The sequence below is a fragment of the Chryseomicrobium aureum genome (genome assembly GCF_016909155.1).
Taxonomy (GTDB): Bacteria; Bacillota; Bacilli; order Bacillales_A; family Planococcaceae; genus Chryseomicrobium; species Chryseomicrobium aureum.
Map to the genome: position 1 here is coordinate 1 of NZ_JAFBFG010000008.1, position 12,783 is coordinate 12,783.

Below are 12,783 nucleotides of genomic sequence, written 5' to 3' on the forward strand. Positions count from 1 at the left end.
TAGACCTGAAAATATCGTATGATGAGGGGATTTTTTTGTCCATAGCTGAAAGCTCTCAGGAACCCCCTGCATTGCAGGGGGTATTCAGATTACAAGAAAACGCCGCTTCCGAATTGGAAGTGGCGTTACTTGGTCTTATAGGGTGACAAAATTTTCTTCTAAAACACGAACAAATTGACCTTCATTGTATGGATAGCCGGCTTTCGTGATTTTCACTTTCACTAACTGACCAATCAGCTCTTCTGTTCCAGGAATAACAACTTTTAAATAGTTATCTGTATACCCGACAACGAAGTCTCCAGGCGTATCTGATTGATAGCGCTCTTCTGGGATGATTTCTAACACTTCGTCTTCATAGCTCGACGCATACTCTTTTGCAAGTTGGTCGTTTAAAGTGATCAAGCGATGCACACGCTCATTTTTGATGTCTTCGTCTACTTGATTGTCCATGCGAGCTGCAGGTGTTCCAGTACGTTTAGAGTAGGGGAATACATGCAATTCTGAGAAACGGTGTGTACGAATAAATTCGTACGTTTCCATAAACTCTTCTTCTGTTTCGCCTGGGAATCCAACGATAACGTCCGATGTGATAGCTAAATCTGGCAAAGCTTTGCGCAACTCGATTAAACGGTCTGCGAAAAATGCCATCGTATATTTACGACGCATACGCTTCAATACGGTATCCGAGCCAGACTGAATCGGAATATGTAAATGGCGTACAACAATTTTAGATTCTTTCAAAACTGCAATGACCTCGTCTGTTAATTGACTCGCCTCAATTGAACTGATGCGAAGTCTTTTTAGGCCTGTCACTTGTGATTCCAAGTCACGAAGAAGCTGAGCTAAATTGTAATCTTTTAAGTCTTCTCCGTAACCACCTGTATGGATACCTGTCAAAACGATTTCTTTATAGCCTGCTGCTACAAGTTGTTTTGCTTGATTCACCACTTCTTCTGGATCACGTGAACGCATTAAACCACGCGCCCAGGGAATGATACAGAATGTGCAGAAGTTGTTGCAGCCTTCTTGGATTTTTAGCGAAGCGCGCGTACGATCAGTAAAGTTCGGGACATCTAATTCTTCATACACACGATTTTTCATGATATTGCCTACCGCATTGATCGGTTGACGCTCGACTTTGTATTGTTCAATGTAATCTAGCAATTTTCTGCGATCTTGTGTTCCTACAACAATATCAACGCCTGGAATAGCCATGATTTCTGCAGGAGACGTTTGTGCATAACAACCGGTTACACAGATGACAGCATCCGGATTTTGTCGAATTGCACGGCGGATCACTTGACGACTCTTTTTGTCCCCCGTGTTCGTTACCGTACATGTATTGATCACATACACGTCTGACTGTTTATCAAACTCTGTTCGTTCATAGTTTTGTTCTTTGAAAAGTTGCCAAATTGCCTCTGTCTCGTAATGATTTACTTTACATCCGAGCGTATGGAATGCTACTGAAGCCATAGTAGCCACCTCTTTCATTCATATTCATAGGAAATTGCAGCTAGTGCATATAATGGAGCTGTTTCTGCACGAAGTATGCGAGGACCCAGTGTTACGGCAGATGCACCGTTTTCGACAAGGCGTTCCACCTCATGGCGTGCAAGTCCACCTTCAGGTCCAAATACGAGCAGTATCGACTTATTATCATACACCGTTTTGATGTGGTCTGCAAACCGGATGCGCTCTGATTTTTTCGCTTCTTCTTCATCGCAAATCAACACAACATCAAATGTTTCAGACACTTTTACAAGATCTTTGAACGAAAGCAGTGAGTGGACATGCGGAATCACTGTTCGATGACTTTGTTCGGCCGCTTCTTTCGCAATCTTTTCAAATCGTTCTTGTTTTTTTGTCCATTTTTTCGCTTCCCATTTTACAATCGAGCGGTCTGCCTCAAAAGGAATAAACCCAGTCATTCCAAGCTCTGTAGCTTTTTGAATGACTAGGTCTAGTTTATCCCCTTTAGGAAGACCGCATGCTATTGTCACATCAACCGGAAGTTCAACCTCTCGCTCGACTGCTTCTTGTACCTGCACAGTTACTCCTTCATCTCCTAAAGAAGTAATGGACGCTACATAAGCTTTTTTATCTGCCACGATAATCACTTGATCGTTTTCTTTCATGCGCATCACACGTGCGATGTGACGGGCATCGTCTCCAGTAATTACCGCAGTAGGATAGTCGAGTGAATCGACAAAATACCGTTGCATGCCGTTCCCTCCTACTGCTTTCGTGCAATGATGGCAACCCAATCTTCCATCATCATCACTTCTTCAATTGTAAATCCTGCATCTACCAATCCTTGTTTAACATCTTCTTTGCGTGCCCCAATGATACCCGAGGTGATATAGACACCACCCGGTTTTACCATCTGATACGCATCCTCAGTGAAGGACAAGATGATGTCAGCCAGAATATTTGCGACTACAACATCTGCTTGTGCATCAACTGAATCTAGTAAATTTCCATGTACTGTCCGTACGCGGTCCTGCACATTATTCAGCTCAACATTTTCAGTCGCAGCTTTTACAGCGATCTCATCAAGATCTAGTGCGTGCACATGGTCTGCACCAAGAAGAGCGGCACCAATTGCGAGGACGCCTGAACCCGTTCCAACATCAATCACTGAATGTCCTGACTGGACTTGTTTTTCAAGTGCTTGCAAACACATGACTGTTGTAGGATGTGTTCCAGTTCCGAATGCCATCCCTGGGTCGAGTTCTATAATCAACTCATCGGACTGGACAGGTTGGTAATCTTCCCACGTAGGAACAATTGTAAATCGGTTTGAAATCTTCACAGGGTGATAATACTGCTTCCAAGCAGTCGCCCAGTCTTCTTCGTCTACTTCATGTAGTGTGACGATGCCTTCTCCAATCGAAATGCCAAAAGTGCGGAGATTATCAATCGCAAGTTTAATTTCTTCAACGGTTTCATAAATAAAGCTTGTCACCGACAAATAAGCTTTCACACGAACTCCAGAAGCAGGGAAATCTTGTGGATTTAATTCGTAGAGCTCCCCAAATTGATCTTCTCGCTCTTTCCCTAGTTCAAGAGAATCTTCAATGACGACTCCACTTGCACCTGCTTCATGCAAAATATTACTGATAGGTTCGACTGCTTCATTCGTCGTGAGTACCGACAATTCCATCCATTTCACTTGCGATTCACTCCTTATTCACCTTTGATTTTCGTACGGATTTTATCAAATAACGAGCTTCCCTGTTCTTCCGGAATGTCGCCACTGATTTCTGCAAATTCACGCAGTAACTGCTTTTGTTTTTCAGTCAATTTCTTTGGTGTAATAACTTTTACGATGACGTGTTGATCGCCGACTCCGTAACCGTGTACATTCTTTACGCCTTTTCCTTTTAAACGGAACTTCGTAGAAGATTGCGTACCAGCAGGAATTTTAAGCTTCACTTTCCCTTGAACAGTTGGAATTTCCACTTCGTCTCCAAGTGCTGCTTGCGCAAATGTTAAGGGTAGTGAGTAATAGATGTCATCTCCGTCACGTTCAAAACGAGCATCTGGTTTTACACGGAATACGACATACAAGTCGCCCGCTGGTCCGCCATTGACTCCTGGCTCACCCTGACCGGAAACGCGTAATTGTTGACCATCATCGACGCCTGCAGGAATCGTGATTTTGATTTTCTTACGCTTCGTAACGCGTCCACGTCCAGAACATGTCGTACATTTGTCTTTGATTTCTTTTCCAGTTCCTTCACACACAGGGCAAGTACGTTTCGTCTGCACACGGCCAAACGGTGTATCTTGTGTGATATTGACTTGTCCGTGTCCTTGACACTGCGTACATTTTGTAGGAGAAGTCCCTGGTTTTGCACCACTACCGTCACACGTGTCACAAATTTCGTCTTTTGACACTTCAATTTCTTTTTCTTTTCCGAAAACAGCCTCTTCAAACTCAATTGTCATCGAGTATTGTAAGTCATTCCCTTTACGCGGGGCATTCGGATCACGTCTGCGACCACCGCCACCTCCGCCAAAAAACGAACTAAAGATATCTTCAAATCCGAAACCGTCTCCACCAGAGAATCCGCCATTAAATCCACCGAATCCTTGGGGACCAGCGTGACCAAACTGATCGTATTGTGCGCGTTTTTCCTGATCACTCAATACTTCATAAGCCTCAGAAATTTCTTTAAACTTTGCATCTGCACCATCTTCTTTATTGATATCTGGATGGTATTGTTTTGATAATTTTCGGTATGCTTTTTTTATTTCGTCTTGAGAGGCAGTCTTTGAAACGCCGAGCACCTCATAATAATCTCGTTTATCCATGTTTCACTCTCCTAACAGCTACCCTATTGTATCATGTTTTTACTGACATGGAAAAAGCCAAAGACAATGGTGCCTTTGACTTTTCCTGACAACTCTTACTTGTCTTTTTTATCGTCTACTTCTTCGAAATCTGCATCAACAACACCATCATCTGTTGGGTTGCCTTCTGCTGCTTGTTGCTCTGCAGCTGCTTGCTCATATAGCTTCATAGTAAGCTTTTGAACGATTTCTTGCAACGCGTCACGTTTTGCTTTGATGTCTTCTGAATCATTTGCTTCAAGAGCTGCTTTTAAAGCATCTTTTGCTGTTTCAGCTTCTTGCTTCTCTTCTTCTGACACTTTATCTTCAAGATCTTTCAATGTCTTTTCAGTCATGAACACTAACTGATCGGCTTCATTTTTAAGATCTGCTTCTTCTTTACGCTTCGCATCTGCTTCTGCATTTGCTTCAGCTTCTTTTACCATACGCTCGATTTCTTCGTCAGATAGTGAAGTGTTTGATTGAATCGTAATCGTTTGTTCTTTTTGTGTGCCAAGGTCTTTTGCTTTTACGCTTACGATACCGTTTTTATCGATATCGAATGTTACTTCGATTTGTGGCACACCACGTGGAGCTGGTGGAATGTCCGCAAGTTGGAAACGACCCAGTGTCTTGTTATCCGCAGCCATTGGACGCTCACCTTGAAGTACGTGAATATCTACTGCTGGTTGGTTGTCAGCTGCTGTAGAGAATGTTTGAGATTTCGACGTTGGAATTGTTGTGTTGCGCTCAATCAACTTCGTGAACACGCCACCCATAGTTTCAATACCAAGTGACAATGGCGTTACGTCAAGAAGAACGACATCTTTAACATCACCAGTCAGTACTCCACCTTGAACTGCAGCACCCATTGCTACAACTTCATCTGGGTTAACGCCACGGTGTGGATCTTGGCCTGTCTCTTTTTTGATTGCTTCTTGTACAGCAGGGATACGTGTAGAACCACCCACTAAGATGACTTTATCAATTTGGCTTGCAGAAAGACCTGCATCACGCATTGCTTGACGAGTAGGCTCCATTGTACGTTCTACAAGTGACGCGCTCATATCTTCAAATTTCGCACGAGAAAGAGTGACTTCAAGGTGAAGTGGTCCAGCTTCGCCTGCTGTAATGAATGGTAATGAGATTTGTGTAGACGTCACACCTGAAAGATCTTTTTTCGCTTTTTCAGCTGCGTCTTTTAGGCGTTGCATTGCCATTTTGTCTTTTGATAAGTCGATGCCGTTTTCTTTTTTGAATTCAGCAACTAAGAAGTCGATGATGATTTGGTCGAAATCATCTCCACCTAGACGGTTGTCACCTGCAGTTGCAAGTACTTCAAATACGCCGTCTCCAAGCTCAAGGATCGATACGTCAAATGTACCGCCACCTAAATCGTATACTAAGATTTTTTCATCTTTGTCCATTTTATCTAAACCGTATGCAAGTGCTGCCGCAGTTGGTTCGTTGATGATACGCTCTACTTCTAAGCCAGCAATTTTACCAGCGTCTTTTGTTGCTTGACGCTCTGCGTCGTTGAAGTATGCAGGTACTGTGATAACCGCTTTTTCTACTTTTTCACCAAGATACTCTTCAGCATACGATTTTAAGTACTGAAGAATCATTGCAGAAACTTCTTGTGGTGTATAGTTTTTGTCTTCAACTGAAACTGTTTCAGATGTTCCCATTAAACGTTTTACAGAAGCAATTGTGTTCGGGTTTGTGATAGCTTGGCGTTTTGCCACTTCTCCGACTTGACGCTCACCGTTTTTGAACGCTACAACAGATGGTGTTGTGCGGTTTCCTTCTGGATTTGGAATTACTTTTGGTTCGCCGCCTTCTAATACAGCGACACATGAGTTTGTTGTTCCTAAGTCAATACCGATAATTTTAGACATAATTCAAGTTCCTCCTAGACTACTTTTCAATTTTTATTCGCTTACTTTTACCATTGCAGGTCGAATGACACGGTCTTTCAATTGATACCCTTTTTGAAGTGTTTGAATCACAATACCGGATTCATGTTCTTCAGATGGCTCTTGCATAACAGCTTGGTGGAAGTTTGGATCAAACGCTTGTCCATCCGGTGCGATTTCTTGAACACCTTCTGCTTCAAGAGCAGTTTTTAAACTTCTATAAACCATTTCTACACCTTTAACGAACGACTGGGCTTCTTCTGTCTGTGGAGCCGTATCAATCGCACGTTCAAAGTTGTCAAGCACAGGTAAGATGTCCGTGACAAGAGACTGGGCACGGAATTTTGCAGCCGCTTCTGTGTCTTTTTGAACTCTGCGGCGATAATTATCAAAATCAGCGCGCAATCGAAGATAACTATTCTCTTGCTCATCAAGTTTTGCTTGTAAAAGCTCAAGTTCAGTTGGCTCTTCTAGTTGCTCTGAAACTTCTTCTTCCACTACATCTTGTTGCTCTGGCAATTGTTCTTCAGGTTGCTGTTTGTTTTCTTCAGTCATCATCACAAAGCCCTTCTATTTTGTATTGAAAATCTTAGCCAGTTCTTTCGCCATGTCGCCCGTTACATAGTCGAGAAGTGAAATCACTCGTCTGTAATCCATACGGGTAGGTCCAATAATAGCGATTTGGCCTTTTTGCTGCTCACCAAACGAGTAGGTCGCCGTTACTATACTGCAAGATTCCATTGCATCCATTTCATTTTCTGAGCCTATTCGAATGGACAAGCCACTCGAATTCGGGACGATTAAGCGTGGATGGTCTTCTAGCTGCTGCATAAACTCTAATAAGTTTCGCGCTTTTTGCCAGTCACTAAATTCAGGCTGGTTAAAAAGCTGCATCTTTCCGCCATATACGACTTTCTCTTCAGCCCCTTTGCCCACTTCAGCTGTCAGTGTTTCAAACACTTCAAGGAGACGTGAGTTGGATTGATGGATCAATTGATGCATGACCCGCTGCAAAATAGCCGGTAGTTCAAAGAGATACGAACCAATAACGCGCGCATTAATCTCTTCCACGACTCGCTCCAAGTCTTCCATCTTCACATCCGAAGGAATGCTAACAAGCTTGTTTTGAACATGCCCATTATCCGTGACAATAATCGCCACTGCATTTTCAGAGGATAGTGGAACCATTGAAAACTTGCGAACGCGGTGGCGTTGAATATCCTCTCCAAGGAGTATCGTCGTGTAGTTCGTCAGTTCCGCTAAAAGTTCAGCAGAACGGCGAATCACATGCTCTGTCTCTACTCTTCGTTCCGCAAAAACAGATTGCAACTTGGCGATCTCAGAAGTACTAAGTTGATTTGGCGAGAGCATGTTGTCTACATAATAGCGGTACCCTTTTTGAGAAGGAACACGACCAGAAGAGGTATGTGTTTTTTCTAAATACCCCATCTCTTCTAAATCAGCCATCTCATTGCGTATGGTTGCCGGACTATACGGCATCTCTTGTTTTTTCGAGAGTTGCCTTGACCCTACAGGTTGAGCAGTTTGGATAAAGTCATCGACAGTAACTTGCAAGATTAATAATTGTCTTTCCGTTAACATGTTGATCACTCCTGTTAGCACTCGTCTTGTGAGAGTGCTAATACTCACCTATAAAGTTATCAAACGTTGAAAATCCTGTCAATAAATTTAGTCGAGTAAAAAATCTTGAAAAATCTCATTTCCGATAAATCGACCTTTTCTTGTCAGTCGCAGTGTTTCATCTGTCAGTTCTAAAAAGCCATTAGCAGCGTGAGGACGAATCTTTTCTGCATAGACCGTGCGAAGATCTTTGCCATACTTCTCTTCAAATTTCGTGTACTGAACACCTTGATTCATACGAAGTCCTAAAAACATTTGTTCTTCCATCGATTCTTTAACGGTCACAAGATTTTGATGCAATACAGGTAATTCATTCAGCTCGAGTGGTGTCATATATTTTTTGAGGGGGCCGTGATTGGAATAACGGACTCCGTCTGCATACCCGTGTGCGCCCGCGCCAAGACCTAAGTATTCTTCATTGCGCCAATAAATAGAGTTGTGTTCAGAATACAGCTTATTTTTTGCAAAATTACTGATTTCGTATTGTTCAAACCCGGCTTTCTCCGTTTGCTTCAACAATACATCGTACATGTCTGCTTCGAGCTCTTGTGTCGGAAGCTTCAGTTTTCCTTTAGCTAGTAAATTATAAAAAATTGTTTTCGGCTCAACAAGTAGAGAATAAGCAGAGATATGTGTGATGGGCATAGAAAATGCTTTCGTCAGAGCTTCTTCCCACTGTTCCATCGTTTGGTTTGGCAAACCGTACATCAAATCCATACTGATGGACGGGAAGTTTAACTGTTCGGCATGAGTGATCACTCGTTCGACGTGTTCCGTCGAATGAGTGCGCCCCAACACTTTCAGTAACTGCTGGTCAAAGGTTTGAACGCCAATACTAAAACGATTTACTCCTCGCGCGGCCATGAGTTCCATTTTGTCGTACGTCAACTCATCCGGATTCGCTTCTGATGTAAATTCCGATACTTGATCAACTGGAAAGTGCTTGGAAATGGAATCGAACAGACGACTCAACTGGCGTAAGCTCAGCGATGTTGGGGTGCCTCCACCAAGAAAAATCGTGTGTACTTCTGACAAATCTGTTTTTCGCGCCCACAGTTCCATCTCTTGATCGAGTCGTGTCAAATACTCATCTACTGGTTGATTATGAAAATAAAACTTATTGAAATCACAGTAACTACAAATCTGGTGGCAGAATGGGATATGAATATAAATGCCTTGAATCATAGTTCACCAACTTCCTTATCAATCAAAAAGGAGGACAGCTAAAGTCGCTTCCTCCTCATTTGTTATTTTTTCTGGTCTTCGTCCATCTTTAGTACAGCCATGAATGCTTCTTGTGGTACTTCAACAGAACCGACCTGTTTCATACGTTTTTTACCTTCTTTTTGTTTCTCTAGTAGTTTACGTTTACGTGAAATATCTCCACCATAACATTTTGCAAGTACGTTTTTACCCATTGATTTAATGGTAGAACGCGCTACAATCTTTTGTCCGACAGCAGCTTGTACAGGCACTTCGAATTGTTGACGAGGAATCAAGCTCTTTAATTTCTCAACAATTAATTTTCCACGCTCATAGGCAAAGTCTTTATGGACGATGAAGCTCAGTGCATCGACTTTTTCACCGTTCAATAAAATATCCATCTTCTGAAGTTTCGATTCTTTATACCCAATCAATTCATAGTCGAAAGATGCATAACCTTTTGTACTCGATTTTAACGAGTCAAAGAAATCATAGACAATCTCAGACAGTGGGATTTCATATAAAATGTTCACTCGTGCAGAAGACAAGTAATCCATCGTCAAGAAGTTCCCGCGTTTACGTTGGCACAGTTCCATTACAGCCCCGACATAATCTTCCGGAACCATAATAGATGCTTTCACGTAAGGCTCCTCCATCTTGTCGACTTTTTGCGGATCTGGCATCATAGATGGATTGTCAACGCGTAACAAGTCTCCGTTTGTCATCACGACATTGTAAATAACACTAGGAGCTGTTGTGATTAAATCAATTTTAAATTCTCGCTCGATACGTTCTTGGATGATTTCCATATGCAGAAGCCCAAGGAATCCACAACGGTAACCAAACCCTAGTGCTTGAGAGCTTTCTGGTTCAAACTCAAGCGCTGCATCGTTTAGTTGAAGTTTCTCAAGTGCTTCACGCAGATCATTGTAGCGTGAGTTATCAATCGGATACAGACCACAGAACACCATTGGATTCATTTTGCGGTAACCCGGTAAAGCCTCTGTCGCTGGGTTAGCTGCAAGCGTGATTGTATCCCCGACGCTTGAGTCTCCAACATCTTTCATCGAAGCTGTTAAGAAACCTACGTCTCCTACTGTCAGTTCATCACGTTGCATAGCTTTCGGTGTGAAGACGCCTGTCTCCACTACGTCAAACTCTTTACCCGTAGACATCATGCGTATCTTGTCTCCCGGTTTTACTGTTCCTTCTACGATTCGAATGTAACAGATAACACCGCGGTACGGGTCAAATAGTGAATCAAAGATCAGCGCTTTCAGGGGCGCTTCTGGATTACCTGTTGGTGCAGGAACTTTTTCGACGATCTGTTCTAAAATCTCTTCGATTCCAATCCCTGCTTTTGCCGAAGCAAGTACGGCTTCTGACGCATCCAGACCAATGACTTCTTCGACTTCACCACGTACACGCTCTGGGTCTGCTGCTGGCAGGTCAATTTTATTAATGACAGGTAAGATTTCTAAGTCGTTATCTAATGCAAGGTACACATTCGCAAGCGTCTGTGCTTCGATACCTTGTGCTGCATCGACAACTAGTATAGCGCCTTCACAAGCTGCTAGGCTGCGCGACACTTCATACGTAAAATCGACATGTCCTGGTGTATCAATCAAATGGAATGTGTAGAATTCTCCATCTTTTGCTTTATATTGCAGTTGCACGGCATTTAACTTGATAGTAATTCCGCGCTCACGTTCAAGATCCATGGAGTCAAGTAGCTGACTTTTCATCTCACGGCTACTAACTGTTTGTGTTTTTTCTAAAATTCTGTCTGCAAGTGTCGACTTTCCATGATCGATGTGCGCAATGATGGAAAAGTTTCGAATCTTGCTTTGTCTATTTAATCGTTCCTGATTATTCATATTTGTCCACTCCTAATTAAGCTACAACAAATTATAGCAGAATCAGGCGCGAAGTGATACGCAAATCTATAGCGCACCAAGTGCTTTCGCTAATTGTTCAATAGTTGCCCGCACTTCTTCCGGTGTATTATCGATTTTAACAAGTTCAATTAGTAAAGCGTGAGGGTGCAAATCTTGAATGAAGTCTTATCATCTAGTTTTGTAAATTTACACACTGATTAAAAAACTCTAGTACTGATAAGTATTTTTAGTTTGAGCAGGTGTCAAGTAAATATTCTTTGCATTTAAATATTGCAAAATCAGCTCAGGTTTGTTAAAATAATTCTTGTTGTAATTGAACTGAAATCAATTAACAAGTATCATCTCATCCTTACTAGGAGGTGAAAGGAATGCCAAACATTAAATCAGCTATTAAACGTGTGAAGACGAATGCTACTGCAAACGCTCAAAACTCACAAACAAAATCAGCTATGCGTACTGCTGTTAAGCGTGCCGAAACTGCTGTAACTAATAATGATGAAAACAAAAACGATTCAATCAAAGCTGCTATCAAATCTGTAGAAAAAGCTGCTTCAAAAGGCTTGATCCACAAAAACGCGGCTGCGCGCAAAAAATCTCAATTGATGAAAAAAGCGTAAGTTTTTTGTGTCAATTGGTCACCTACAGAAATAGAGCTGTCCCCATATTCGGGGACAGCTCTTTCTGTTTAATTTGCTAATAAGTAGAGTTCTAAAATTCGTTCTTTTTTCATGTGTGATGATTTTAGTTGCATGTCTACTTCTGCTAACAGTTTCAATTTCTCTACAAGAAGTTCTTCTTGTTCAACTAAAGGATGTTCCATCATCAGTTTGACGCGGTAAGGGTGCGCTTTGACTTGACCGGCTATTTGCGTATTCGGATAGCCCATCTTTTTAAAGTACCCCACCTGAATCAATAATCGCAATTGTCCCGCTAAAAGTGCCACAAGCTTAAGTGGTTCTTCTTTTTGTTTTAACAACTCATTGTAAAGTGTTACCGCCTTCTCACGATTAGATTGCAAAAATGCTTCTGTTAATGCAAACACATTGTCTTCAAGGACTGGCGATGCAACTTGTTGATAATCGTCAAATGTCACTTCTTCAGAATCTGAAACGTAGAGCGCTGCTTTTGCAATTTCATTACGTTTGAACGACAGTGATAACGGAACAGCAGCTACCCAATCGATCAATTCATCTGTCGGCGCTTTGCCATGTGCTCTAAATTGCGAAAGCACCCAACTTTTTTGGTCACTTTCCGATAACGGATTTGCTTCAATGACAACTGCTGATTTACGAAGCTCTTTGACCACCTTTTTTCGATCATCTAGTTTTTCATATGGCGCAACGAACACGACGACTGCAGTTTCTGAAGGATGATCTAACCAATTGAGAAATTGTTTTTGTGGAAATATGTCTTTCTTTTCTTTTTCTTTGTCTTTCACCGCAGCTCTCAAGAACTGAGGGTTATGCACGATAATTGCCTTTTTTTCTGCAAAAAATGGAATAGTATCGGTTTCGAGCATCACATCTTCAATCGACTGTTGCTCTAAATCTAGTACAAACCATTCTTCCGGATCGACTCGAGCCTGAATGCGTTTGACTGTTTCATCCCGTAAATAGCCTTCCTGACCGACAATCACATAAAAAGGCGCAAGTGGCTCTTTGTTTAGAGCTTGCCACTGTTTTGTAATCATGAGAGACACCTCTCCTTCTTCTTTATTATACAAAAATTGTTCACATCATTGTATGTAGATTTTTTGTACTAGATTGTTTATACTTAAAAAGACAGAG

The 12,783-nt window shown here is 42.0% G+C and carries 12 protein-coding genes; 1 reads left to right on the forward strand and 11 read right to left on the reverse strand.

Translation table 11 applies throughout. From position 1 onward, the window contains the following. Window positions 1-135 precede the first annotated feature (135 nt). The 10 genes from mtaB to JOD03_RS13910 form a co-directional block, all read right to left on the reverse strand. Window positions 136-1,476 carry a tRNA (N(6)-L-threonylcarbamoyladenosine(37)-C(2))-methylthiotransferase MtaB gene (gene mtaB, locus JOD03_RS07350; protein WP_204590205.1) on the reverse strand — a complete coding sequence of 447 codons (1,341 nt, stop codon included), beginning with the start codon at window positions 1,474-1,476 and terminating at the stop codon, window positions 136-138. 14 nt (window positions 1,477-1,490) lie between these two features. Beyond that, window positions 1,491-2,225, reverse strand: a complete 735-nt coding sequence (locus tag JOD03_RS07355; protein ID WP_204590206.1) for a 16S rRNA (uracil(1498)-N(3))-methyltransferase — start codon at window positions 2,223-2,225, stop codon at window positions 1,491-1,493. An 11-nt stretch (window positions 2,226-2,236) separates the two neighbouring features. Then, window positions 2,237-3,175: a 50S ribosomal protein L11 methyltransferase gene (gene prmA, locus JOD03_RS07360; protein ID WP_204590207.1), complete on the reverse strand. Its 939-nt coding sequence runs from the start codon at window positions 3,173-3,175 to the stop codon at window positions 2,237-2,239. A gap of 14 nt (window positions 3,176-3,189) precedes the next feature. After that, window positions 3,190-4,320 carry a molecular chaperone DnaJ gene (dnaJ, locus tag JOD03_RS07365; RefSeq protein ID WP_204590208.1) on the reverse strand — a complete coding sequence of 377 codons (1,131 nt, stop codon included), beginning with the start codon at window positions 4,318-4,320 and terminating at the stop codon, window positions 3,190-3,192. Window positions 4,321-4,415: 95 nt separating this feature from the next. Further along, a complete protein-coding gene (gene dnaK, locus JOD03_RS07370; protein ID WP_204590209.1) occupies window positions 4,416-6,236 on the reverse strand; it encodes a molecular chaperone DnaK in 1,821 nt (606 codons plus the stop codon). A 33-nt stretch (window positions 6,237-6,269) separates the two neighbouring features. Further along, a complete protein-coding gene (grpE, locus tag JOD03_RS07375; protein ID WP_204590292.1) occupies window positions 6,270-6,809 on the reverse strand; it encodes a nucleotide exchange factor GrpE in 540 nt (179 codons plus the stop codon). A 15-nt stretch (window positions 6,810-6,824) separates the two neighbouring features. Next, window positions 6,825-7,856: a heat-inducible transcriptional repressor HrcA gene (gene hrcA, locus JOD03_RS07380; RefSeq protein WP_204590210.1), complete on the reverse strand. Its 1,032-nt coding sequence runs from the start codon at window positions 7,854-7,856 to the stop codon at window positions 6,825-6,827. 87 nt (window positions 7,857-7,943) lie between these two features. After that, a complete protein-coding gene (gene hemW, locus JOD03_RS07385) occupies window positions 7,944-9,080 on the reverse strand; it encodes a radical SAM family heme chaperone HemW (RefSeq protein WP_204590211.1) in 1,137 nt (378 codons plus the stop codon). Between the two features lie 62 nt (window positions 9,081-9,142). After that, complete coding sequence (gene lepA, locus JOD03_RS07390) at window positions 9,143-10,975, reverse strand: translation elongation factor 4 (RefSeq protein WP_204590212.1); 1,833 nt, start codon at window positions 10,973-10,975, stop codon at window positions 9,143-9,145. 66 nt (window positions 10,976-11,041) lie between these two features. Next, window positions 11,042-11,146 carry a hypothetical protein gene (locus JOD03_RS13910; protein ID WP_204590213.1) on the reverse strand — a complete coding sequence of 35 codons (105 nt, stop codon included), beginning with the start codon at window positions 11,144-11,146 and terminating at the stop codon, window positions 11,042-11,044. A gap of 218 nt (window positions 11,147-11,364) precedes the next feature. Here JOD03_RS13910 and rpsT point away from each other — a divergent pair, with 218 nt between their 5' ends. Then, on the forward strand, window positions 11,365-11,613 hold the full coding sequence (rpsT, locus tag JOD03_RS07400) for a 30S ribosomal protein S20 (protein WP_204590214.1): 249 nt from the start codon (window positions 11,365-11,367) through the stop codon (window positions 11,611-11,613). Window positions 11,614-11,681: 68 nt separating this feature from the next. Here the strand turns inward: rpsT and holA are convergent, their stop codons facing one another. After that, the gene (holA, locus tag JOD03_RS07405) at window positions 11,682-12,686 is read right to left on the reverse strand and encodes a DNA polymerase III subunit delta (RefSeq protein ID WP_204590215.1); all 1,005 of its coding nucleotides are present in this window, start codon (window positions 12,684-12,686) and stop codon (window positions 11,682-11,684) included. Window positions 12,687-12,783: the final 97 nt, after the last annotated feature.